Source organism: Parafrankia sp. BMG5.11 (assembly GCF_004337455.1).
Genome location: NZ_SJXI01000112.1, coordinates 1 through 24266 on the forward strand (window position 1 = coordinate 1; position 24266 = coordinate 24266).

Sequence of the window (24266 nt, forward strand, 5' to 3'; positions counted from 1 at the left end):
TGCGTGCCCGGCACCAGACCGTGGAGCGGCGTGCGCAGGCCACCCACCCCGCCCGGAAGAAACCGGAACTACTCGCGACCAGACCCAACGAAATATGGAGCTGGGATATCACGAAGCTAACCGGACCCGTCCGCGGTGTGTGTACTTCGATCTGTACGTCATCCTCGACATATTCTCCCGCGAAGCCGTCCACTTCGAGGTTCATCCCACCGAGACCGGTGAACTCGCAAAAGCCTTCATCGAGCACGCGGTCGCCGTGAACGGCGACGTCCAACCGAACGCCGTCCACGCCGACCGCGGAACCTCGATGACCTCCCAGTCGGTAGCCGCCCTCCTGGCTTACCTGAACATCGACCAGAGCCATTCCCGCCCGCACGTCTCCAACGACAACCCCTACAGCGAAGCGAACTTCAAGACACTCAAATACTGCCCCGCTTTCCCGGGACGTTTCGGTTCTCTCCAGGACGCCCGCGTCTTCTGCGACGTCTTCTTCAGCTACTACAACAACGACCACCGGCATTCAGGCGTCGCTCTACACACCCCAGCCAGCGTCCATGACGGCACCGCGCACAAGATCCAGACCCGACGCGCCCAGGTCCTCGACGCCGCCTACCTCGCCAACCCCGAGCGGTTCCACCACCGACCAACTCCGCCTGCGCTACCGACCAAGGCGTGGATCAACCAGCCCCCAGCGATCATCGAGACCGAGGAGACGCTACACACGAACGAAGCCGCCTGATGTCTCACCATGTTTGACAGGCTCCGGATCTGGCTGTCTCACTGAATCTGGTCCGCACCGTCCGGCGGAGCGGCGATCCTGAGCCCGTGGAACCTGTGCTGGAACCAGACCCGGTGACGGTTCGTCTCGCGCATGGCGATGATCTTCCCGCCGCCCTGGACGTCTGGCGTGAGGCCAACAGTGCCCGTGGACGACCTCCCGACGCTCAGCGGATCGCCAGGGTGCAGACGAAGCTCGCCGCCCCCGATGCTCTCCTGTTTATCGCCTGCGCAGGAACGAGGGTTCTCGGCATGCTGCTGGCCGAACCGGGCCGCGGTCAGAACGGGCAGGGAGCGAGGCTGGACGGGCTGTGTCACATCTCGATGGTCTTCGTCCACCCCGACCGCTGGGGGCGACGAGTGGGAGAGCAGCTGATCGGGTATCTCGTGGACCAGGTTGGCAGCCACGGGTACGTACGGCTGCAGCTGTGGACCGGAGCTGACAACGACCGCGCGCTGCGCCTCTACCGTCGGGTCGGCTTCGTTCCCAGCGGACGGATATCCCGGACGGAAGGTGGAACAGCGATCGTGCAGCTCGTTCGCTCGGTCGCGTCATAGCAACTTCGCCAGGGCAGCCACACCAAGGTCCGGCTCACCTGGCCTGGGCGCCGACCACCCAGCAGGCCGCGGTGAAACGGACCTCGGCGCCGTGCACATAGGGATCGAACGCGGCGCGGGCCGTTTCGACGACCTGCCCGCGAGTCCGCTCGTCCACGTCCCGCAGGGCCTGACCGACCGGGCCGAACCGGGTGAAGTAGGGGACCAGCTCGTGTTCGGGAAACACACAGGACGCATCGACCGGCCGGATGTCGATCCCGGCCCATCCGCCGCGGCCCGTCGCAGGTTCGCGAAGGCGGCGACGGAGTCACCGAAGAACATGACCCCGAAACGGGAGACGATCGCGTCGAAGGCGGCAGGCTCGAACGCGTGATCCTGCGCGTCGGCGCGGATGAAGACCGCCCGCGCCCCCTCCTCGTCCCGCTCGGCCCGCGCCCTGGCGGCGGCGAGCATCGGGTCGGAGATGTCCACGCCGACGCAGCGCCCCTGCGCCCCGAGCCGCCGGGCGAGGGCGACCGTCGTGGCGCCCGTGCCGCCGCCGACGTCGAGCACATACCCGGCACCGGTGGCCGAGACCGCGTCGACGAGCAGGTCCTCGAACGGCTTGAACATCCGGTCCGTCAGGGTCTGCGCCTCGGCCCAGGCCTGCCCGGCCGGTCCGTTCCACCGCGCTGCCTGGCCGCCATCCCCGGTGACATTCATGATCGGCTCCTGTGTCTGTCTCGGCTTCGCTCACATCCGGCTCACACGGCCGGCTGATGTCGTCGGTCCTGCCGGGCCGGCACGTCGGCCGGTTCGGCGGACGGCGACATCATCACTGGAGCGACAGGATGGACCGGACGAACATGGCAGACCGGGGGAACCGCACGGATCGGCGGGCTGGCGGCGGCCGCCGCGGCGCGCGAGCGGGTCACGAGGGACGAACCAGCGGGGGGCCGCGACCGCTGCCTGCCAGATCCCTGCTGCTCCTCGCGCTGGCGGTCGTGATCGGGCTCGGGCTAACCGCCTGCCGGGCCGGTTCCGTCTCGACTGCGGGCTCCGCGCCCGCCCCCGCTGCCAGCGCTGGTACCGGCGCCGAGACGGCTGACGCGACGACCGCGTCGCAGTCGCCAGAGCCGGCGGCGCCGGCGGGCGGCGCGGGTGCCGGCGGTCCCGGTTCGCTGACCGTCGACATCACCTCGCCGGTCGACGTCGCGGGGCATGTGTCGACGGCCGTGAGCTGCCAGTCCACCGCGCGGCGCTACGTCGAGTCCTCGACGGCCACCATCGAGGGCAGGACGGTGTCGCAGGGGGTGCGGGTCGCCGGCTACGACGGGCCGGGCAGTTACCCGGCCGTCATCACGGTCTCGGTCGTCGCGCCCGACTCCGGCCGCTACGCGATCGACGCGGTTCCCGCCACCGTCGAGATCACCTCGGCCGGCGGCTCCGTGTCGTTCAGCGCGAGCACGTCCGGCGGGCGCACGCTCGCGGGCTCGATCGTCTGGGCCTGCTCCGCCTGACCTGACGGGTGCCGCGGGGGACCTCACGTCGGCCCGCGGCACCGCCCGTCCACCCGCCGCGGAGGAAGTTCGAGACAGGCCGCGCGGCGGCGATGAGTTTCTGTCGGTGGGTAGGTCCACTCTGTCGACTGCACGCGAGCAGCGGCCGCGAACCCCGCGCCGCCCACCACGTGCCCGGCGGCGAAGGAGCCCACGATGCCCGCTCACGACACCACCCTGCCCGGCGCGCCCTGCTGGGTCGACCTCATGACCTCGGATGCGGCGAAGGCCCGCGAGTTCTACGCGGAGCTGTTCGGCTGGACCTCCGAGGAGCCGAACGAGGCGTTCGGCGGCTACTTCAACTTCTCCAAGGACGGCAAGGTGGTCGCCGGGGGGATGACGAAGCAGCAGCCGGAGCTGCCCGACGTCTGGTCGGTCTACCTGCTGACCCCCGACGCGGAGAAGACCGCCGCGGCCGTACCCGCGCACGGCGGAACGATGATGATCTCGCCGATGCCGGTCGCCGACCTGGGCGTCATGGCCGTCCTCACCGACCCGGGCGGCGCCGTGGTCGGCATGTGGCAGCAGGGCCTGCACCGCGGGTTCGGAGTGCTGGCCGAGCCGGGCGCGCCGGGCTGGTTCGAGCTGCTCACGCGGGACTACGCCGCCGCGGTCACCTTCTACCAGGAGGTGTTCGGCTGGAAGACGAACGTCGTCAGCGACACGGACGAGCTTCGCTACACCGTGCTCGTCGATGACGCCGGCGAGCAGCACGCCGGGATCATGGACGCGTCAGGCTTCCTCCCCGAGGGCGTTCCGGCGCACTGGGGCGTCTACTTCGCCGTCGAGGACACCGACGCGACGCTCGCCCTCACCGTCAAGCTGGGGGGCGCGGTCGTCCAGCCGGCAATGGACACCCCGTATGGCCGTCTCGCGATCGCGACCGACCCGACGGGGGCGACCTTCAAGCTGGTGGGGAAGAACATCGAGGAGCCGGCGAAGGACTGAGGCCGTCCCCGCACCGTGCGGATCCGCGGGCGTCGGCCTCGAGCAGGCGGGAAGCCGACGCACCGCGGCGGTGAGCCCGGCCTGCCCCTCGGCGACGACCTCCCGCTGGATCATGAACCGGCTGGGACCAGGCCGGTCACCGTCATGACGACAGGCGCTCGATGACGTGCGGGATACCCGAGTCGTGCACACCGCTGCGGCGGATGAAGGTCATCGCTCTGGTGCGCAGCCGCCACCCCTCGGCGGTGCGCAGGTAGGTGTCCTTGTAGTAGCCGATGCGCATGTCGTGATTGGCGTGCTCGATGAAGCACAGCGGCTGGGTTCCGGTGGCGTTGAGGCCGTCGTCGGCGAGCTCGACCAACGAGGTGCCGGTGAGGAACAGGCCCTTGGGCGCGGCGGCGACCAGCGTCGGGAAGTCCTTGAGGGCGAAGGTGTCCCCGAAGGCGGTGTAGGTGCCGTCCGGGGTGAAGACCTTGAGTAGTCCCTCGACGTCGCCCTGCGTGATCGTCACCGCGTAGCGGGCGAGTAGCTGCTGGATCTCGACCAGGTCCTCGGTCCGGCTCGGCCCGGTCACTGCGGGTCCGGTGGCAGGCTCAGTAGACAAACTGCTTACCGCCCTTCATGACGAACGGGACCCGCTGCAGGACGCGGATGTCCTCGAGGGGGTTGCCGCGCACGCCGATGACGTCGGCGAGCAGGCCCTCGGCGAGCCGGCCCCGGTCGGTGACGTTGATGAGGTCCGCGCCCACGATGGTCGCGGCCTGGATCGCCTGCAGCGGGGTCATGCCCCGGTCGACCAGGGCGACCAGTTCGAGGGCGTTCTTGCCGTGCGGGATCGCCGGCGCGTCGCTGCCCACCGCGATCTTCACGCCGGCCTCGATGGCGTTGCGGATCGAGGCCTTCGCGCGGGGGAAGATGAGGGCGGCCTTCGCCTGGATCTCCGGCTCGGCGTCGTTCAGCACCGGCATGTTGTCGATCAGGGCCTGGGTGGCGACCACCCAGGTGCCGCGCTTGATCAGCAGGTTGATGGTGTCGTCGTCGATCATGAACGCGTGTTCGATGCAGTCGACGCCGCACTCGACCATCTGCCGGACGGCTTCCGAGCCGTGGGTGTGCGCGGCCACGCGTAGGCCGCGTCGGTGTGCCTCGTCGGTGAGGGCCAGCACCTCCTGGTCGGAGTAGTGCCGCGCGCCCGAGGGCCCACTGTGGGACATGGCCCCGCCCGAGCCGCACATCTTGATGACCTGGGCGCCGTGCTTGATGTTGTGCCGGACGGCCCGGCGGATCTCGTCGACGCCGTTGGCCAGGCCCTCCTCGACGGTGAGTTTCAGGACGTGCGGGGCGAACGCGCCGAACATCGTCGGGTCGAGGTGGCCGCCGGTCGGGGTGATGGCGTGGCCGGCGGGGACGATCCGCGGGCCGTCGACCCAGCCGGCGTCGATCGCCTTCATCAGCGCCACGTCGAGCAGGTAGCCGCCGGTCTTGCAGAACAGGCCGAGGTTGCGCACCGTGGTGAACCCGGCCCGCAGGGTCCGGCGGGCGTTCTGGGTGGCGCGCATCATCCGCAGCGGCGGGTCGTCGCGCATCTGCCCGGTGAGCGGGTGCTCGCCGGGGCCGCCCATCAGGAGGTTGAGCTCCATGTCCATCAGGCCGGGCAGCAGGATCAGGTCACCGAGGTCCATGACCTCGCCCTCGGGCTGGCCGCCGAGACCGACGATCCGATCGTTCTCGATCTTCAGGATCCCGGGCCGGGTGATCTCCCCGGTATCGACATCGAGCAAGCCGGCGGCCTTGAGTGTCAGCACCCTGTGTCCTCCTTGTCCGCGGTGACGTGACTGATCGCGGTTTGATGCCACAACCAGCAGAAATCCCGCTCTCACAGTTAAGTATCAAATTCTCACGAGCTGGGTGCAGACGTCGCCGCCTGGCGGATCCGTCCCGGGGCCTCGTCGGTCGCCTCACTTGCGGCCTCACACGGCCGTGGTCGTGGGCCGCCGGGTCATCCACGGGAGCGCGTCGCCCGCGTTCTCGCCCGCAAGCCGCATCCGCGGCATCCGCGGGCGGACTTGTGCTGAACGACCGTACAGAAGTGGCGTTCGCCTAACAAGGGTCGGCAAGGGCCCGGGCGGCGGCCGTGGCGATCGCGGCCTGGCCGAGGGCCAGCCCCCCGTCACCCGGCGGGACCACACGGTGGACGAGCACCTCGAATCCCGCGGCGGCAAGCTGGGCCCGGCAGGCCCGTACGAGGACGACATTGGCGAACACCCCCCCGGTCAGCCCAACCAGGCCGACACCGCGGCGGCGCCGGGCCGTCTGCGCGACCCGGGTCACCGCGTCGGCGACCGCCAGGTGGAACGCCGCGGCGAGCGCGTCCGGGGCGAGGCCCGCGTGCAACCCGTCGACGATCTCCGCGATCACCGGCGCCGGATCGAGCACGCGGCCGTCGAACCCGAAGGCGACCGCGGGACCGGGCCGGCGGCTGGCGGCGGCGAGCGCCTCCAGCTCGAGGGCGGCCTGGGCCTCGAAGGTGCTCCGCTGGCGCACGCCGAGCAGGGAGGCGACCGCGTCGAACAGGCGGCCCATGCTGCTGCTGGGCACGCAGGACACGCCGCGGTCCACCAGCGCCCGCAGCGCCCGCAGTTCGGTGGGGGAGCAGGCCCGCACCGGGGCCAGGTCGGCCGTCCATTCGACGCCGGCGGCGGCCAGGTGGGCCAGCGCGCAGCGGTAGGGGCCGCGCGCCGCCGCGTCGCCGCCGGGCAGCGCGACGGGACGCAGGTGCGCGACCCGGTCGGCGTGGGTGACGTCCGGGCCGACCAGCAGTGCCTCGCCGCCCCAGATCGTGCCGTCGAGCCCGTAGCCCGTGCCGTCGAAGGCCATCCCGAGGATGGTGTCGCCGAGGCGGCCGTGTTCGGCGAGCAGCGCGGCCACGTGGGCGTGGTGGTGCTGCACCAGGTGGGTCCGGCCGCCCTGGCCGGCCGCCCGCCGGCCCGCCCAGGCCCGGGTGACGTAGCCGGGGTGCAGGTCCGCGGCGACGGTCGCCGGCTCGGCGGCGTACAGGTCGGTCAGCCGGGCGCTCGCACGCTCCAGCGCCAGCAGCGCGTCGAGTCCGCCCATGTCGCCCAGGTGCTGCGAGACGATCGCCCGGCGACCGGCGGTCAGGCAGAACGCGGACTTGCCGTCGCCGCCCACGGCGAGCACGGACTCCACCGGACGGCCGAGGTCCACCGGCAGCGGCACGTAGCCGCGGGAGCGGCGCAGCGGCAGCACCTGCTCGCCGTCCCACCGCACGACCGAGTCGTCGCACGGCTGCAGGATCGGCCGGTCGTGCAGCAGGTACGCGTCGGCCAGCCCGGCCAGCCGCCCGGCGTCGGCGTCGGCGTCGGCGAAGCAGATCGGGTCGCCCGAGCGGTTGCCGCTGGTCATCACCAGCGCCCGGGGCGGGGGCGGGCCGCCGCCGGGCACCGGCGCGAACAGCAGGTGGTGCGCCGGCGTGTACGGCAGCAGCAGGCCCACCAGGGGGCTCCCGGGCGCGACCCGGTCCGACAGGGGGGCACCGGGCCGGCGCCTGGCGAGCACTATCGGAGCGGCCGTGGAGGTGAGCAGTTCGGCCTCGGCGGTCGAGAGATCGGCCATCTCGGCCGCCGTCGCCAGGTCGCGCACCATCACCGCGAAGGGCCTGTCGGGCCGTCCCTTGCGCGCGCGCAGGAGCTCGACGGCGCGGTCGTCGTCCGCGCCGCAGGCCAGGTGGAAGCCGCCGATCCCCTTGACCGCCACGATCCGTCCCGCGGCGAGGGCGCGCTGGGCCGCGGCCAGCGCGGCGTCCGTGCCGTGCGTCTCGGGTCCCTCCCGGCCGGCCTGGGCCGCGACCGCCACGCGGAACCACAGCCGCGGCCCGCAGGCCGGGCAACAGACGGGCTCGGCGTGGAACCGCCGGTCGCGGGGGTCGGTGTACTCGGCGGCGCACCGTGCGCACATCGGGAACCGGGCCATCGTCGTGGTGGCGCGGTCGTAGGGCAGCGCCTCGATGATGGTGAAGCGTGGCCCGCAGTTCGTGCAGGTGACGAAGGGGTGGCGGTACCGCCGGTCCGCCGGGTCGAACAGTTCCCGCAGGCAGTCGGCGCACACGGCGACGTCGGGCGCCACCATGGTCCGGGCACCGGCCGCCGAGGTGCTGGCCACGATCCGGAATCCGTCGTCTCCACGGCGGTTCAGGTGGGTGACGGCGACGCGGTCGACACGGGCCAGCGGCGGGGCCGGCGCGGCCAGCCGGCGCAGGAACTCGGCGACCGCCGGCCCGTCGCCCTCCACCTCGGCGACGACGCAGCCGGCTTCGTTGCCGACGAGACCGGCCAGCCCCAGCGCGGTGGCGAGCCGGTGGACATGCGGCCGGAAGCCGACCCCCTGGACGACCCCCTCGACCGTCACCCGCCGCCGGATCCGGCCGGCCGACCGGTCATCCGCGGCCGGCGATGCCGCCGGCACTGACGCTGACGCCGGCACTGACGCTGACGCCGTCGGTGCCGGCCCGGGGGCCGCCGCCGGGTTCCGTGGCGACGTCCCGGGCGGGCCTGTCACGTGGCCCGGCTCATCGCGACGTGGCGGGTGATCTCGTCGAGCACCTCCCGTACCGCGGCGGCGGCGCCGGTCTCGCCGTTCTGCTCGAAGATCGAACGGGCCTCGTGCAGCACCGCCGTCGCCTGCGGGAAGGCTCCCAGGTGTGCCAGCGCGTTGCCCTGGTTGGCCAGCGCGCGGGCGTAGCTGAGCGGGTCGGCCAGGCCTTCCCGGGTCGTGATGACCTCCTGGTAGCGGCCGACCGCCTCGACCAGATTGTCCCGCCGGTGCGCGGACGGCGCGTAGACGAGCGCGTTCGCCAGGCTCAGCTGGGTGCTCGCCCACTGCTCGGGATAGGACTGGCGGGTGTACACGGTCAACGCGGTGCGCAGGCCCTGCATGGCGACCCCGATCCGCAGCTGGTCGGACGCGGAGTTCATCGGCATGGCCAGGTAGGCGGCGGCCAGGTTGACCTGCGCGGACGCGAACAGCTCCGGGGCGGTGTCGACGGTGATCAGGCGCAGCGCGGCCAGGTAGTGCTCGGCGGCGGTGCGCAGGCCGGCCAGGTCGTCTCCGGCCAGCTCGTGGTGGACCGAGCCGAGCGTCAGGTGCAGCTCGGCCCGCCCGGTGGCCAGGTCGGTGTGCTCCAGTGCCGCCAGCGCGGCGGTCAGGTCGGTGGCGACCGCGGGGCTCGGTCCCTCGGCGTCGCGGCGCAGGCCCGCGGCCGTCGCCATGAGCTGGGCGGCCAGCCCGGGGGAGGGATCGGCGGCGGCGGCGATGCCCTCGCCCAGCATCCGCGCGGCGTCGTCGAGCCGGCCGGCGGCCATCGCGTGCGCGGCGTGCGCGGACCACGCCAGGGCCGCGATCTCGCCGGTCTCGCTGGTCAGCGGCGGCGGCTCGTCCAGCTCACCGAGGGCGAAGCGGACGACGTCCACCAGGATGCCCAGCTCGGCGCCGAGCGCCTCGCGCAGCGCGGCCGGGTCCTCCGGCGGCCGGCCCGCGGGGCGGAGCACGAACCGGTTGTAGCGGGTGACCGGGTCGTCGCCGCGTAGCAGCTCGACCGCCGCGATCACGTTGCCGCGGTAGGCGAGCTCGAGCGCGGCCAGCTCCGGCGGCCATGCCGAGGGCAGCCGTCCATCCGCCAGCGTGCGGCGCAGGCCGGACGTCGTCTCGCTGCCGGGGACCAGCAGGAATCCCGCGGGCAGCGGGAACACCCCGACAGGCTGCGGGCGTGCGCAGCCGGCATACGTGTCGGTGCCCGTGGGGGCGTTGTCGTCTGCAGCCATCTGTGTCACCCGTCGTGGTTCGAGTCGTGTGCCTCGGCCGCGTCACCGGCGGGTCGCCGGACGCCCCCTCCTGGGATCGCGGCGCGGATGACATCGGTACCCCCTCGTCGGGTGGGCGCTCCCGGGCTGGTGGGCCCGCGGCGCCGTCCCGCTCGTCGGGTGCCCGCACCTCGCGGCCCGCTCGCGACGCGTCGGCGCGTGGACGCCTTCGGCAGGGAAACGCTATGTGCCAAGGGCCCGGACGCCGATCGACAGTGCGCGGACGCTGCCACCAACGCGCCCGGCCGTTTGGGACGCCGCTGCCCGGGCTCCGGAGCGACCCGGGCTCCGGAGCGACCCGGGCTCCGGAGCGACCCGGGCTCCGGAGCGACCCGGGCTCCGGAGCGGCCCGGTGGGCGGTCGTCACGGCGGCTCGTCAGACACCGTGGTGGACTCGTCATGTAGAACGTAGTTCTCGCTAATGAAAGTACGTAGCCGCACGCTTGAGTAGACGTTGACTTCGCTAAAACCGCGTGACACAGTTCACTCCCCAACGGCCCTTGTGACGTGCGCGGCCAATCGATTCGGCGGTGGCTGCCCTCACACCGCTCCGGCAGCGACCCCCGCTTCCGCGGGCCGGACATCTGGCACTGGAGAGAGGACGACGATGATCCGTACGAGGCGATTACTCGCCACCGCCGCCGTGTGCGCCGTGGCGATGTTCCTGGGGGCGTGCGGTGGTGGCGGCGATGGCGACGGCGCCACGGGCGCCGCCGCCACGGGTGCCACCGGGGAACCGGTGGCGGGCGGCAAGGGACGGATCCTCATGCTGGCCGACACCAGCTCCATGGACCCGGCCAAGCTCGGCAACGCCTACGCGGCGACGGCTGTCCTGGGCAACGCCCTGTACGGGACGCTGATGATCGACGACGACAAGGGCCAGGTCGTCTACAAGATGGCCGAGTCGTTCACGAGCAGCGACAACGGCTCCACCTTCGAGCTCCGGCTGCGGCCGGGGCTGGTCTTCTCCGACGGCAGCCCGCTCGACGCCGCCGCCGTGAAGTTCAACTGGGAGCGCCTCAAGGACCCCGCGAACGCGTCGAGCTACCGCGGGGACGCCATGATGATCGCCTCCACCGAGGTGGTGGACGACCGCACCCTGAAGGTCTCGATGGCCGACCCGGTGCCGAACTTCGCCGACGTCGTCCTCACCACGGGGATGAACTGGATCGCCTCGCCCGCGGCCCTGCAGCGCGGCCCGCAGGCGTTCGAGCAGAACCCCGTCGGCGCCGGTCCGTTCAAGCTCGAGCGCTGGACCCGGCAGGCCGACATCGACCTGGTGAAGAACCCGCGCTACTGGGACGCGCCCCGGCCCTACCTCGACGCCCTCACGATCCGCGCGGCCGTCGAGTCCAGGCAGCGTTACAACACCCTGCTCACCGGAGGCGCGGACGTCGCCATCGAGTCGGACTGGATCAACCTCCACAAAGCCGCGGAGAGCGGCCAGCCGAGCATCAGCAGGCCGGTCAACGGCGGCATCTTCATGGCGCTCAACATGCGCCGGGCGCCGTTCGACGACATCCGCGCCCGCCAGGCGGTGGCCGCGGCGCTCGACCTGGAGGCGCTGAACCTCGCGGTCTACGAGGGCGACGGGCAGCCCGCCGAGACGCTGTTCAACGACGCCTCACCCTTCTACTCCCAGACGCCCCTGAGGCGCGCGGACCGGGCGAGGGCGCAGCGGCTGTTCGACGAGCTCGCCGCCGAGGGCAAGCCGGTGTCCTTCACGTTCACCAGCTTCCCCAGCTCCGAGAGCCGGGCGATCGCCGAGAACGTCCAGGCCCAGCTCAGCAGCTTCAAGAACGTCAAGGTGCAGGTCAAGGTCGTCCAGCTCGCCGAGTACGGCAAGATGAACGCGACGCACGACTTCGACACGTTCATCACGTCCGCGTTCTTCCAGGACCCGGAACCGAAGTTGTACACGGCCTTCCGCGGCGGCAGGGCCACCAATGTGCCCGGGGTCGACGACCCCCAGCTCAACGAGGCCCTCGGCACCGGCCGGACCGCGTCGGCGGAGGCGGACCGCAAGGCCGCCTACGACACGGTCCAGCAGCGGTTGACCGCACTGACCCCCGGGATCTTCCTCCAGCGGGTCGCGCTCAGCGCCGTCTCCGGCAAGAACGTGGGCGGTCTCGCGCAGTACGGGCTCGGCTCGCTGCTGCCCGAGGAACTGTGGATCAAGAAGTAGGGCCTGAGCGGTAGCCCCCTGATCCAGGGCGGGGAGCCGGCAGCCGCCACGGCTGCCGGCTCGTGCCGCGGGTCAGGCGGGTTCAGGTGCGGTCAGCGCCGCGCAGGACCAGGTGAAGCCGGCGCCGGTGCTCATGACCAGGGCCGTCTCGCCGGGCGCGAGCATCTCGCGGTCGAGCAGGTCGGCGATGCCGGCGGTCAGGTCGCCCGCGCCCAGATGCCCGGTCGAGCGGCCGAAATCGACCGCCTCGGCGCCGGTCAGCCGTTCGACGATCGGGCCGAAGACAGACAGCAACGGGCTTCGGTGCACCCGCGGCAGCACCACGCACCGCAGCCTCGGGCTGCCCACGTCGGCGCCGGCCTCCTTCATGGCCAGCCCCAGCAGGGTCTCGAGACGCTCCCGCTCGGCCGTCCGGTAGCCGGAGCTGCCGTTGCGGCGCAGGTAGGCGCGTTTCGTGCGGCGGACGTCGACCGACTCCGCCGCCGCGCGCGCGGCGGCGCCGAACGAGTCGTCGCCGCGGTGCATGGCCTCGAGGTTCGGCGCTGACACCGAGGTCACCGACACCAGCCGCAGCCCCGCCGGCACGGGAGCCGCAGGCTCAGCGAGCTCCGCGGGGTTCGTCCGGCTTACCAGCACCGCGCTCGCGCCGTCACCATAGGCGACGCCGAGGTCGCTGTTCCAGCGGTCGAATCCCGGGGGGCAGAAGCGGTCCGCGGTCGTGACCAGGACGCGGGTCATCGTGGGATCGCCCAGCAGGTGGGCAGCCGCGGACTGCAGTGCGGCGGCACCGCCGTTGCACATCTGCTGGATCCCGACGGGCATCGCGTCGTGGGCGCCGAGCTGGTCGGCGATGTAGTGCGCGGGTGACCAGAAGTCGTGCCCCTGGTAGTAGCTCCAGGCGTGCAGAAGCAGATCCAGCTCGGCGCCGCGCCAGCCGGCCCGGGCCAGCGCCGCGTTGGCGGCGAGCACCGCCATCTCCGGCGCGGACGGCCCGTCCGACACGGCCAGCATGGTGTAGCCCGTGTCCTCGAGTGTTCCGCCCACCTCGGAGGGCGGCTGCCGGCGCGGGGGAAGCCAGGTGGCGGCAGAGTTGACGTAGATGGTGTCAGTCCTCATGCGGTCGCGATCTCCCCAGCGGGTGGCGGGCAGGGCGGCAGGGCACAACGGGAACCACCATCGACCTGTCAAGGATAGGCGGCACCGTCAGCGGTGTCGCAAAGTCCTGGAAACGGCGCCCGGTCGGCCTGGTGACGTCCCCGCGAACCGGCGGTGGCGAGCACACAGGGTTATCAGGCCGCACGCCGCGGGCCAGGACGCGGGAAACTGCCAGGATGGCCCGACCGCACCCGACCGCCGGTGGACCGCGGTCGCCCGCCGGTGGGTAGTCACGCGGATCTGCGCCTCGGCGCGGGGCTCCTGCTCCTGCTGGCGCTCGCGGTGGGGGCCCTCACCTGGGCCCGGGTCGCCCGGCGCAGGGACGTTCTCACCGCCTCGCTGCGTGCCGCCGTCCAGCTCACGGTCATCGGTCTGGCCCTGCGCGGGGTCTTCGCCGCCCCGCCGACCACGGTGATCGTCGTCGTGCTCATGCTCACCGCGGCGGTGGGGACTGCGACCCGCCGGCTCACCGAGCTCGCGCCCGCCGGCCGGGCGGTGCTCGTCTCCTGCGTGATCGGGGCCGGTCTCCCGATGGGGGCGGTCTTCGCGGTCGGGGCGCTCGAGCCGTCCACCCGGAACCTGATCGCGCTCACCGGGAGCCTCGTCGGCGGCACGATGACGTCCTGCACGCTCACCGGGCGGCGGCTCGCCGCGGGGCTCCGGCTGCGGTGGGACGAGGTCGAGGCCTGGCTCGCTCTCGGCGCGACATCGCGGCGGGCGTGCCTGGACATCGCCCGCGCCAGCGTCTCCGAGGCGCTGGTGCCCGCGCTCGACCAGACCCGCACCGTCGGGCTGGTCACCCTCCCCGGCGCGTTCGTCGGGGCGCTGTTCGGCGGGGCCTCACCCGGGCAGGCGGCGCGCTTCCAGCTGATCGTGCTGGTCGGCCTGCTCGCGGCGGAGAGCATCGCCGGGGTCACGCTCGCTCACATGCTGGGCGCGCCGAGCCGCCTGCCCGGGGTCGCGGCGGACGCCGAGGACCGACCGGACGCCGTGCCTGCGGCGGCCCGCCGGGACGTCGGCCGCTTCGGCCGCAGCCGCAGCCGAGTCCGTGGCCGTGGCGGCGTGCCGTGAGCTCAGCATGATCGTCACCCCGCCCAGCAGGGCGAATCCCGCGGCGATCAGATACGCGGCGGCGAACGGCCCCGGATGGAGCGTGTCGGCGACGACCGCGGAGAGCAGGCTCGTGCCGACGACGCCGCCGATCTGGCCCGCCGTCTGCTGCAGGGAGGCGACCAGCCCGAAGCTGTCCTCCGGGACGGAGCCGCTCGCGATCACGATCAGTGGCGGCTGCGCGTGCCCGAAGGCCAGGCCGCTGCCGATCAGGCCGACGATGACCAGCCACAGCATGTCCGACCGGGTGCCGAACGCCATCACGGCCAGCGCGACCACGTAGGCCGCGCCCGCGCCCGAGGCGAGCGCGCGCGGCCCGATCCTCGTCCCCACCCAGCTCGCCGACGGCGCGGCCAGCGCGATCGACAGCGTGCGGCACATCGTCACCGCCGAGGTCAGGGCCACCGACAGGCCGAAGAGCCCTTCCAGCAGCAGCGGGGTCACCAGGAAGTTCCCGAGGTGCGCGGCGGAGATCATGAACGACGCCAGCCCGGCGGTGCGGACGTCCCGTTTCGTCAGCAGCTCCATCGGGACGACCGGGTCGGTGCTGCGCCGCTCGACCACGGTGAGCAGCCAGAACAGTGGGACCACCGCGACGAGCAGCGCGATCACGATCGGCCGTGGCCCCCACGCCGCCGCGCGGTTCACCCCGAAGGTGAGCGCGAAGACGGCGGCCGCGAGCACCACCGCGCCGGTGCGGTCCAGTGGACGGCGCAGCCCGTCCCGGTCCGGCGGCAGCACGCGGAGCGCCGCGACCAGCGGGACGACCGCGATGCCGGCCTGGATGAAGAACACCGCCCGCCACCCGACGGCGTCGATGATCAGCCCGCCGACGGCGAGACCGGTGACCGCCGCCCCGGACAGCACCCCCGACGCCCACGCCGACGGACGCACCCGCTCCTGCGGCGGGAAGACCGCGAACAGCATCGCGAACGACGCCGGGATCGTCGCCGATCCCGCGAGCTGGGCGACGACGCGGAACCCGATCAGCGACGCGGCGTCCCACGCGAGCCCGGTCGCCAGCGAGAAGACGACGGCGAGGGCCGTGCCGATCAGGAACGTCCGGCGGTGGCCCCGGATGTCGCCGATCCGGCCGAGGATGGGCATGGCCACCGCGAGGGCGAACAGGGAACCGGTGACCGCCCAGGAGATCACCCCGGTGCTGGAGCCCAGGTCGTCGGCCACTGTCCGCAACGAGACTGTGAGCAGCGTCGCGGTGAAGGTGGTCGCGAACATCGCGGCCAGGCAGGTGAGCAGGACCTGACGTCGCGCGGCCACGTCGCCGCCGGCTCGGCCCTCTCCGGGCTCGGTCGGCATCCGCTCTCCCCCCGCGCGGGCGCGGGGGCGCCGGCCGCCCAATCGTCTGTCGCGGAAGTGCTGGAAGCAACCAATCCGCCCCGATCGGCTCCTCAGAAGCAGCCGCAACAGGGCAGTCTCCGGTCCACGGCCGGGGACTGCCCGTCGATCTCACAGCTGCGGTCTCACATGTGCACTGCCGTCCGCGCGGTGGCCTGGCTGGTGTCCGGGGCGCCGGGGCGCACCAGGAGCCCGCAGATGATCGCACCGGCCGCGAGGATGCCCGCGCCCCAGGCGAAGCTGACGCGATGACGAACTGACGCGCCGTCGCCCGCTGTGGCCCGCTGTGGCCGATCGGCCGCAGGCCACGGTTGATCATGGTGTTCCGCGGAACACCGGAGCGCCGGTGCCGACCGGCCGGCTCCGTCGCGGTATTAGGCCCGCGGCGTCTGTTCCGCTGCCGCCGGCGCTGGGTCGGTGACAAAGTGCAGGTAGCGCTCGGCGGAGCGGTGCATTGCGCCATGGCCGTCCGAGCGGACGATGGTCTGCCAGAACGCGCCGTAGATCGCGTCGAAGGCGAAGGGTTCCAGCAGCCGCACGGCCCGGCGCACGGTCTCCGGGCGTTCCGGGATGTAGTTCGGGTACGAGTACATGAAGCTCACGTACCTACGGTCGAGGACGACCTGGAGGATGTCCCCGGAGAACAGGGCGCCTCGCCCGTCCTCGCCAGCGGCGTGATGCAGGACGGTGCCGCCGGCGAAGTGCACACCGCCGTTCACCAGGGTCAGCCCGTCGCCGATGGTGAGGGTGTCACCCGTCCACAGGTTGACGGCGGCGCAGCGGCGGCCGAGCCACTGCTCGTCGGCGGCGTGGACGTAGATCGGGACGTCGCCGAAGGCGCGGCTCCAGTCGACCATCGAGCCGTAGAAGTGCGGGTGGCTCACGGCGATGGCGGTGATCCCGCCGAGCTCGGTGACCTGGGCGATCAGGTGGTCGTCGAGGAAGGGCACGCAGTCCCAGAGGATGTTGCCGCTCGCCGTGGTGACGAGCAGGGCCCGCTGGCCGATGGAGATCTTCGGCGCCGAGCCGATGCCGTACACGCCCGGGCCCTCGGGTTCCAGTCGGCTGCGGAAGCCGTCCGAGCGGAGCTCGCCGAGGGTGGTCCAGCGCTGCCCGTCCCAGCCGACGTACTGCCGCTCGTCCTCGCAGACCGGGCAGTCCGGTCGCGGCGCCGCGTACTGCACCCCGCAGGTGACGCAGATCGGCAGGCCGGTGGCGAGATCCACGATGCTGTCCTCCGCGGAGCGGTCGGTCCGGGCGACGGGCTGGTTGTCAGATGCTGGCAAGCTGCCGGAACCGGCTGCCGTGGAAGACCAGCGGGGTGACGTTCGCGTCGGAATCCAGGGCGTGGATCCGCAACAGCGCGATCAGATGGTCGCCTGCGGGCACCTCGCTGACAAGCTCGCACTCGAGGGTCGCCGCGGACCCGGCGACGAACAGCGCGCCACCGGACGTCGAGGTCAGCTCCATGCCGGCGAACCGGTCACCGTCGCGGGCGGAGAGCTGACGCGCCGCCAGGTCGTGGGCCTCCCCGAGGACGCTGACGCCCAGTCGGCCGAGCGCCCGCAGCCGGGGCCAGGTGGTGGACGAGTTAGCCACGCACACCGAGACCAGCGGCGGATCCAGGGAGACCGAAATGAACGAGCTCACCGCCATCCCGACCGGCTCCCGGCCGGCGAGCCCACAGACGGCGGTGACCCCGCTGGGGAAACAGCCGAACGTCGTACGCAGCAGGCGTTGGTCGACCGCAGTGGCGTTGATGGCGGTCAGTCGCGCGTTGACCATCCAAGGTCTCCTCTCGTCGGGAGTCTCCCGCGACCACTCGTGTCTCCGGCCGGAGGACACGCCTCTCGCGGGCTCGCCTCCGCGCCGCGCGCCCGCATCACCTTGCTCACCTAGGACATGCTTCGACCGCTTTCTCTTCCCGTTCCGGGCATGGGATTTCCCGCGCCGACAGACGGCGAGGTGGGGGTGCCGTGGCACGACTGACGGCTAGTCAGAACTCGAGCAGGTTGTCGCGGAAGTGCGAAGGAGTAGCCGTCCGCGCGGCGCAGGCGAGAATCAGACCATGTGGATAAGCGTGCTGGGGCCACTTCAGGTGCGGTCCGGCGAGGGGGCGACGGTGAACGTCGGCGGGCCGCGGCCGCGCTCGCTCCTCGCCCTGCTGGCGCTGAACGCCGGCCGGGTGGTCAGCACGGAGCAGCTGATCGACGGCCTGTACGGCCAGGAGCCGCCCGACGGCGCCGTGAACGCCCTCCAGTCGCAGGTGTCGCGGCTGCGCCGCGGGCTGCGGGCGGCGGGGGTGGCGGTGCCGATCGAGATGCACCCGGCCGGGTACCGGCTGGCGGCCGACCCGGAGCAGGTGGACGTGCACCGCTTCGCGCGCCTCGTACGAGAGGGGCGGCGGTCCCTGGAGGCGGACGAGCACACCCATGCGGCGGCGCTGCTGCGCGAGGCGGTTGGGCTGTGGCAGGGACCCGCGCTCGCCGACGTGGTGGATGCGCCGTTCGCCGCCGTGCAGACAATCAGGCTGGCGGAGCAGCGCGTCGCCGCGGTGGAGGACCTGGCCGAGGCTGAGCTGGCGCTGGGGCGGCATGCGGCGCTGGTGGCCGAGCTGCAGGAGGCGGTGGGGGAGCATCCGTTACGAGAGCGGCTGCGGGGACAGCTGATGCGGGCGCTGGCCGGGGCGGGCCGCCAGGCCGAGGCGCTTGCGGTGTTCGAGGACGCACGACAGCTGTTGGTCGAGGAACTGGGGGCCGATCCCTCCGCGGAGCTGGCGGAGGTTCATCTGGCGGTGCTGCGGGGGGAGGTGCGGCCCGGCCAGGGGCGGGGGGAGGTCGGGCCCGGGCTGCCCGCGCGGGTGAGCAGCTTCGTGGGCCGGGAGGAGGAACTGGCCCGGGTCGGGGGGCTGCTGGCCGCCGGGCGGTTGGTGACCTTGGTGGGCCCTGGTGGGGTGGGCAAGACCCGGCTGGCGCTGGAGGTGGCCGGACGGACGGCGGAAAGGACGGTGGAGCGGACCGGCGTCGAGGCCCGGTTCGTCGAGGCCCGGTTCGTCGACCTGGCGGTGGTGAGTGCCGACGGGTCGGGAGGCGGCGTCGCCGAGGCGGTGGTCGGAGCGCTGGGGCTGCATGACGCGGGGCCGTTGAAAGGCGGCGGGGGGATGCGGCCGGACCCGGTCGGCCGGCTGGTCGCCGCGCTCGCCGAGCGCGAAGCGCTGCTGGTGCTGGACAACTGCGAGCACGTGGTGGCGGAGACGGCCGAACTGGTGCGGCGGCTGCTCGGGGCGTGTCCGCGGGTGCGGGTACTGGCCACCAGCCGGGAGGCGCTGAGGATCACGGGGGAGTCGCTGTGGCCGCTGGCCCCGCTGAAGATCCCGGCGGGCGGTGAGGCGGACGGAGTCACCTCCGAGCGGGCGCTCGGTTTCGCGGCGGTGCGGCTGTTCGTGGACCGGGCGACGGCGGTACGGCCCGGTTTCGCGCTGGGGGACGCCGAGGTGGGTCCGGTGCTGCGGATCTGCGCCACGCTGGACGGGCTGCCGCTGGCCCTCGAACTGGCTGCGGCGCGGTTGCGCTCGCTGCCGCTCGCCGAGGTGGAGGCCCGCCTCGGCGACCGGTTCCGGCTGCTGGGGCGTGGGGAGCGGACGGCGGCTCCGCGACACCGCACGCTGCGTGCGGTGGTGGAGTGGAGCTGGGACCTGATGGACAACAAGGAGCAGGCGCTGGCTCGTCGGCTGACGGTTTTCGTGGGAGGCGCGCCACTGGGGGCGGTGGAGGAGGTCTGCGCCTGCGACGAGCTGGACGACCCGGTCGAAGCGGCCGTCGGGCTGGTGGACAAGTCGCTGGCGGAGGTGGACGCGGCCGGCCGGTACCGGATGCTGGAGACCGTCCGGGAGTTCTGCGCCGAGCGGCTCGCGGAGTCCGGGGAGGAGGCGCGGCTGCAGGCGGCGCACGCGGAGTGGTTTCTGCAGCTGGCGGGCGAGGCGGAGCCGCATCTGCGGCGGTCCGAGCAGCTGGAGTGGCTGCGGCGGCTGGACGCGGAGCACCGCAATCTGCTGGCGGCGCTGCGCCGTTCCATTCCCACGGCGCCGGAGCGGGCACTGCGGCTCGTCGCCGTGCTGAGCGGGTACTGGTTCCTGCGCGGGCTGCGCGGGGAGGCCGCGCCGCTGGCGGCGGAACTGCTGCGTACGGTCGGCCGGGAAATACCGGAAGGGCTGGACGACGAGTACGTACTGTGCGTGCTGAACGCGAGGGCCGATGGCCGGGACCGCCCTGGGCAGCGTGAGTGGTGGCGGCGAGCCGAGTCGATCATGTCGGGCCGGATCGCGCCGCCGCGGTATCCGTATCTCAGCTTCCTGTGGGCGACGGCGGCCGGGCCGACCGACGCCAGCCGGGAGCGCCCGGAGGTGCATGTCGGCACCGACCCCTGGTCGCAGGCGCTGGTCCGGATGGGGAGGGGCTATCTGGGCCTGTTCGCGGGGGATGCGGAGGACGGGGTGGAGCGGGAGTTCGACGCGGCGCTGCGCGGCTTCCGCGCCATCGGGGACCGGCTGGGGGCGGCGGAGACCCTGGACGCCGCGGCGACACTGGCGTCACGGCGGGGGCACCACGCGCGGTCGTTGGAGCTGTGGGCGGAGGGCATCGCGGCGGCCGGAGAGCTGGGCGCTGTGGCCGCGGCGGTGAACATGCGGTGCAGCCGGGGCTACGGGCTGCTGCGTGCCGGGGATCTCGAGGCGGCGCGCGCCGACTTCACCTGGGCCGAGTCGGCGGCCCGACGAGACGGCCTGCCCGACGAGCTGGGCTCGGCCCGCTGCGGGCTGGGTGAGGTCGCCCGGCTGGACGGCGACCTCGCGGCGGCACGACGGCTGTACGAACTGGCCCTGCGCGACGCGGCCGCGGAGCTCGTGTTCGGCGAGGTGACCCGGGTGCGGGCGCTGGTGGGCCTGGGCCGGGTGGCCGAAGCGGAGGGCGACGTGGAGGGCGCGCTGGCCCGGCACCGGGAGGCGCTGGACGTGGCGCTGCGCGGCAGCGATCGTGGCGAGGCGGCCTGCGCGGTGGAGGGCCTGGCGGGGGCGGTGCTGCTGACGGGCGACGGTGAACGGGCCGCGTTGCTGCTGGGGTTGGGGCAGGCGGTGCGCGGCGGGGAGGCAGCGAGGGAGCCGGAGGCGGCGCGGACGGCGGCCCGGGTGCGGAACCTGATCGGTGCCCAGCGGTTCGATCAGGCCCGGCGGCGGGGCGCGTCGATGACAGTGGAGGCGGCGCTGGCCGAGCTGGGGACGGGAGCCGCCCGGCGGCGGTAGGCGGCGGTCAGCGGGCGGTCAGCCGACGGTAGGCGCCGGCGCCGATGGTGCCGACATGACGAGCACACGGAGCACACGGAGCACGACCCAGGAGAGCACCGAGGCCCTGCGGCTGGTGGGGGTGCGTAAGGTCTACGGCGATGACAGCGCCCGGGTGACCGCGCTGGACGGGGTCTCGCTGGCGCTGCCGCGCGGCACGTTCACCGCGGTGATGGGCCCGTCCGGGTCGGGCAAGAGCACCCTGCTGCACTGCGCGGCCGGTCTGGACGAACCGGAGGCCGGCACGGTGTTCGTGGACGGCATCGAGCTGGGCGGCAAGAGCGAGACGGCGCTGACGAAGTTCCGCCGGCAGCGGATCGGCTTCGTCTTCCAGCAGTTCAACCTGCTGCCGACGCTCACGGTCATGCAGAACACCACCCTGCCGCTGAAGCTGGCCGGGCGGCGGATCGACACGGCGCGGTCGCGCGCCGTCCTGGAGCGGGTCGGCCTGGGGCAGCGGCTCGACCATCTGCCCAGTCAGCTCTCCGGGGGGCAGCAGCAGCGGGTCGCCATCGCCCGAGCGCTGGTCTCGGAGCCGAGCGTGGTCTTCGCCGACGAGCCGACCGGCGCGCTGGACAGTCACAGCGCCCGGGAGGTGCTGGGTCTGCTCCAGGAGTCGGTGCGCGCCTTCGGGCGGACCGTGGTGATGGTGACGCACGACCCGGTGGCCGCCTCCCACGCGGACGCGGTGGTGTTCCTGGCCGACGGGCGGCTCGCCGGGCAGATGTCCAGCCCGACCGCGCAGGCGGTGGCGGAGCGGCTGACGCACCTGGGTGACGAGGTGGCGCGGCAGGGGCGGAACAGGGGCACGAGCGGCGCCTACGCAGCCGCCGGCACCGGCACCGGCACCGGCACCGGCGCCGGCAACGGAGGGATCTGATCATGTTCACCCTGGCTGTGCGGTCGCTACGGCGACGGATGAGCGCCTTCACCGCAAGCTTCCTGGCGGTGTTCCTCGGTGCTGTGCTGGTGATGGCCTTCGGCTCGCTGTCCGACACCGGCGCCGCCGAAGGAGTGTCGGACACCGATCAGGAGACACTGGTCACCATGTCGACGGTGGTGGGCGGTTGGGGCCTGGCCCTGGTGGCCTTCGCGGTCACCTCCACGCTCACCCTCGGCGTGCGGCAGCGGGCCACGGAGATGGCGCTGCTCAAGAGCGTCGGCGCCACCCCCGCCCAGCTGCGGCGGATGATCCTGGGCGAGGCCGTACTCCTGGCGCTGGCCGGGGCACTGGTGGCCGTCCCGATAGGGGCGCTGGCCGGGCGCGGGCTGCTGGCGCTGCTGAAGTCCACCGACCAGGTGGCCGACGATGTGGCCTTCGCCTACGGGCCGGTGGCACTGGGCACCGGCCTCGGCGTCAGCGTGCTGGGGGCCGCGGGCGCGGCGGTGCTGACGGCGCGGCGCGTCGCGAAGATGCGGGTGGTGGAGGCGCTGAGCAGCGCGGCCGACGCGAGTGCGGGCGGCGGGCGGATGGGCAGGGGCCGGATCATCACCGGCGTGCTGTTCCTTCTCGGTGGTCTGCAGTTGAGCGTGATGGCCGCGGCGGCCGGCCCCGAGGGCTTCGACTCGATGCAGTTCGCCGGCTCGGCGGACATCCTGTTCGGCATCGGGATGGCGTTCTTCGCGCCGGTGCTGGTGCGCTGGGCGACCGCGGTGCTGGCCCGTCCCGTGCAGCGGTTCGGCGGCGTCAGCGGCTACCTGGCGGTGCTCAACCTGCGGCAGCGCACCGCCCAGTTGGCGGCCGCGCTGACCCCGGTGATCCTGTTCGTCGGCATATCGGTGGGCACGCTGTGGATGCAGGTCATCCAGAACGAGGCCAACGCGGCCGCCGGTGTGGTGACCAACGCCGAGGACGATGCCATCGAGACGCTGAACTTCGTGGTCACCGGGATGATCGTGCTGTTCGCCTGCATCATGCTGATCAACACGCTGGTCGCCGCGACCACCGACCGGCGCCGGGAGTTCGGCCAGCAGCGCCTCGCCGGGGCGACCCGCCGCCAGGTGCTGGGCATGGTCATCCTGGAGGGCGCGGTGCTGACCGTCGCCGGGCTGGTGATCGGCACCGTCGCCGCGCTGCCCACCGTGCTGCCGTTCAGCTACGCCAAGACCGACAGCTGGCTGCCCGACCCGGAGGTGGGTATCTGGCTCGGTACCGCGGCGGTGGCCGTGGCGGCGACGCTGGCCGCCCTGCTCGGCTCGGCACGCCGGGCCCTGCGGGCGCCCGCCGTCGAGGCGGTGGCGGTGGCGGCCTGAACTGGAGGGAACCGACATCGTCACAGCCGGTTCGCGGCGGGCTCGGGCTGGCGTGGGACGTGCGCGAGGCGGGCCCGCCCGCCTCCCACGCCCTCGATCTGGCGCAGGGTCTCGACAAACAGCACCGTGAGCGCCGCTACCAGGCGCACTCCGGGCCCGGTCATGATCTGGTGCCCACCCGGCACGGTCGTCAGTCGAGCCGTGCTCACCGTCCGTGTGATCATCTTGGTGAGGTGGAGCGGGCTTGTCTCGTCCTGCTCGCCGTGGATCAGCAGTACCGGCAGGTCGGGCAGCACGCGCGGTGGGAGCTCGGTCGGCAGCTCGCCGGCGAACGGCTGGTGCACCAGGGGAAGTCCCAGCAGGATCAGGGCGTCGGGTCGCAGCGCCGGTGAGCCCGCCAGCGACAGCGAGCGCAGGGCCCCGGTGTCCGAACCGAGCAGGATGAACGGCACGCCGGGCACCCGCGCCTCCGCCAGCGCGACGGCGCCGTGCTCCTGGGTGGACAGGTAGGTCACGTCGTAGCCGTCGATCGCCAGCCGCACGGCGGTCCGTTCGTAGCTGTCCACGCTCTCGCCGCGGCCGGGGATCATCACGATCGAGGCCCGCGGCGGCCGGCCCGCGTCGGCGGCGGGCCAGAACCGGGTCGCGGCGCGGCCGACGAAACCGAGCACCTGGCGGCCGGACCGGATCGGGTTCCGGGTGTCCGTCGGAGAATGCATGATCTGCTCCAGGGAAAATGGGGGCCGGTGCGGTTGGAACGCGCGAGACGGCCCAGGCGAGGATGGGAGTGGCGGTAAGAAAGACCGCCCGGTGGGCAGCCCAAAGAAAACATGCCACGCAGGATGAGAGAGAACACGGCTGTTACCGAAAAAGTCGGAAGAGCGCCGGAGTGGACGTCGCTGAAGGTACGCCTGCCGTCGCTGGAAGAGCCGACACCGGAATCGTGGGGCCGAGCGGGCGGACGAATCCGTCCTGGTGGCCTGGCTCGGCTCGCCCTCGGTGAGGTCAGCTGGCGGGTGACCGCGTACAGGCGGCCGACGCCACCCGCAGGAAATCGATGTGGCCGCGGATTACGAGGCGTGTCGTCTGCAGGAGCCGCCGGGTCGCCCTTAGAGACTGCTGTGTCGCCCGTGGAAACCGAGGTGTTGCCCGTGGAAACCGAGGTGTCGTTGAAC

The 24266-nt window shown here is 72.8% G+C and carries 17 protein-coding genes and 2 pseudogenes; 9 read left to right on the forward strand and 10 right to left on the reverse strand.

Annotation, left to right across the window (positions count from 1 at the left end):
• The first annotated feature begins 139 nt into the window (after positions 1-139).
• Together E0504_RS45035 and E0504_RS45040 are read left to right on the forward strand one after the other, a co-directional pair.
• Positions 140-739: a DDE-type integrase/transposase/recombinase gene (locus E0504_RS45035; RefSeq protein WP_207974704.1), complete on the forward strand. Its 600-nt coding sequence runs from the start codon at positions 140-142 to the stop codon at positions 737-739.
• Positions 740-852: 113 nt separating this feature from the next.
• Entirely contained in the window at positions 853-1335 is a 483-nt protein-coding gene (locus E0504_RS45040; RefSeq protein ID WP_112105225.1) for a GNAT family N-acetyltransferase, read from the forward strand.
• A gap of 34 nt (positions 1336-1369) precedes the next feature.
• Here the strand turns inward: E0504_RS45040 and E0504_RS45045 are convergent.
• A pseudogene (locus E0504_RS45045) lies at positions 1370-2037 on the reverse strand (class I SAM-dependent methyltransferase).
• 128 nt (positions 2038-2165) lie between these two features.
• On the opposite strand from E0504_RS45045, the gene E0504_RS45050 reads away from it, so the two are divergent.
• The gene (locus E0504_RS45050) at positions 2166-2834 is read left to right on the forward strand and encodes a hypothetical protein (protein WP_112105224.1); all 669 of its coding nucleotides are present in this window, start codon (positions 2166-2168) and stop codon (positions 2832-2834) included.
• Positions 2835-3029: 195 nt separating this feature from the next.
• Complete coding sequence (locus tag E0504_RS45055; protein ID WP_112105220.1) at positions 3030-3821, forward strand: VOC family protein; 792 nt, start codon at positions 3030-3032, stop codon at positions 3819-3821.
• 142 nt (positions 3822-3963) lie between these two features.
• On the opposite strand, the gene E0504_RS45060 is transcribed toward E0504_RS45055, so the two are convergent.
• The 4 genes from E0504_RS45060 to E0504_RS45075 all read right to left on the reverse strand — a co-directional run bounded on the left by E0504_RS45060 (position 3964) and on the right by E0504_RS45075 (position 9658).
• Positions 3964-4395 (reverse strand): nuclear transport factor 2 family protein, encoded by a 432-nt coding sequence (locus E0504_RS45060; protein ID WP_071063508.1) that lies wholly within the window; start codon positions 4393-4395, stop codon positions 3964-3966.
• Positions 4396-4414: 19 nt separating this feature from the next.
• Entirely contained in the window at positions 4415-5626 is a 1212-nt protein-coding gene (locus tag E0504_RS45065) for an amidohydrolase family protein (RefSeq protein ID WP_112105219.1), read from the reverse strand.
• A gap of 295 nt (positions 5627-5921) precedes the next feature.
• A complete protein-coding gene (gene hypF / locus E0504_RS45070) occupies positions 5922-8303 on the reverse strand; it encodes a carbamoyltransferase HypF (protein WP_131627558.1) in 2382 nt (793 codons plus the stop codon).
• An 89-nt stretch (positions 8304-8392) separates the two neighbouring features.
• On the reverse strand, positions 8393-9658 hold the full coding sequence (locus E0504_RS45075) for a hypothetical protein (RefSeq protein ID WP_112105217.1): 1266 nt from the start codon (positions 9656-9658) through the stop codon (positions 8393-8395).
• A 646-nt stretch (positions 9659-10304) separates the two neighbouring features.
• On the opposite strand from E0504_RS45075, the gene E0504_RS45080 reads away from it, so the two are divergent.
• Positions 10305-11882, forward strand: a complete 1578-nt coding sequence (locus E0504_RS45080; RefSeq protein WP_112105216.1) for an ABC transporter substrate-binding protein — start codon at positions 10305-10307, stop codon at positions 11880-11882.
• 72 nt (positions 11883-11954) lie between these two features.
• Here the strand turns inward: E0504_RS45080 and E0504_RS45085 are convergent, their stop codons facing one another.
• On the reverse strand, positions 11955-12998 hold the full coding sequence (locus E0504_RS45085; RefSeq protein ID WP_112105215.1) for a 3-oxoacyl-[acyl-carrier-protein] synthase III C-terminal domain-containing protein: 1044 nt from the start codon (positions 12996-12998) through the stop codon (positions 11955-11957).
• A gap of 321 nt (positions 12999-13319) precedes the next feature.
• Here E0504_RS45085 and E0504_RS45090 point away from each other — a divergent pair.
• A pseudogene (locus E0504_RS45090) lies at positions 13320-13904 on the forward strand (ABC transporter permease); the annotation flags it as partial.
• Here E0504_RS45090 and E0504_RS45095 read toward each other — a convergent pair.
• The 3 genes from E0504_RS45095 to E0504_RS45105 all read right to left on the reverse strand — a co-directional run bounded on the left by E0504_RS45095 (position 13878) and on the right by E0504_RS45105 (position 17288).
• Positions 13878-15464 carry an MFS transporter gene (locus E0504_RS45095; RefSeq protein ID WP_112105213.1) on the reverse strand — a complete coding sequence of 529 codons (1587 nt, stop codon included), beginning with the start codon at positions 15462-15464 and terminating at the stop codon, positions 13878-13880. The pseudogene E0504_RS45090 and the gene E0504_RS45095 sit on opposite strands and share 27 nt — an antisense overlap.
• Positions 15465-15877: 413 nt before the next feature.
• Positions 15878-16729, reverse strand: a complete 852-nt coding sequence (locus E0504_RS45100) for an MBL fold metallo-hydrolase (RefSeq protein ID WP_112105223.1) — start codon at positions 16727-16729, stop codon at positions 15878-15880.
• Between the two features lie 46 nt (positions 16730-16775).
• Positions 16776-17288, reverse strand: coding sequence for a flavin reductase family protein (locus E0504_RS45105; RefSeq protein WP_112105212.1), 513 nt, complete (start codon positions 17286-17288; stop codon positions 16776-16778).
• Positions 17289-17583: 295 nt separating this feature from the next.
• Between E0504_RS45105 and E0504_RS53855 the strand changes: the two genes are divergently transcribed.
• From E0504_RS53855 to E0504_RS45120, 3 genes are read left to right on the forward strand one after another with little or no spacing between them, the layout of a single operon-like run.
• Positions 17584-20799 carry a BTAD domain-containing putative transcriptional regulator gene (locus tag E0504_RS53855; RefSeq protein WP_306769379.1) on the forward strand — a complete coding sequence of 1072 codons (3216 nt, stop codon included), beginning with the start codon at positions 17584-17586 and terminating at the stop codon, positions 20797-20799.
• A gap of 55 nt (positions 20800-20854) precedes the next feature.
• Entirely contained in the window at positions 20855-21718 is an 864-nt protein-coding gene (locus E0504_RS45115) for an ABC transporter ATP-binding protein (protein ID WP_131627562.1), read from the forward strand.
• Between the two features lie 2 nt (positions 21719-21720).
• Positions 21721-23091 carry an FtsX-like permease family protein gene (locus E0504_RS45120; RefSeq protein WP_112107679.1) on the forward strand — a complete coding sequence of 457 codons (1371 nt, stop codon included), beginning with the start codon at positions 21721-21723 and terminating at the stop codon, positions 23089-23091.
• A 20-nt stretch (positions 23092-23111) separates the two neighbouring features.
• Here E0504_RS45120 and E0504_RS45125 read toward each other — a convergent pair whose 3' ends face one another.
• Positions 23112-23810: an alpha/beta hydrolase gene (locus tag E0504_RS45125; protein WP_112107678.1), complete on the reverse strand. Its 699-nt coding sequence runs from the start codon at positions 23808-23810 to the stop codon at positions 23112-23114.
• Between the last annotated feature and the right edge of the window lie 456 nt (positions 23811-24266).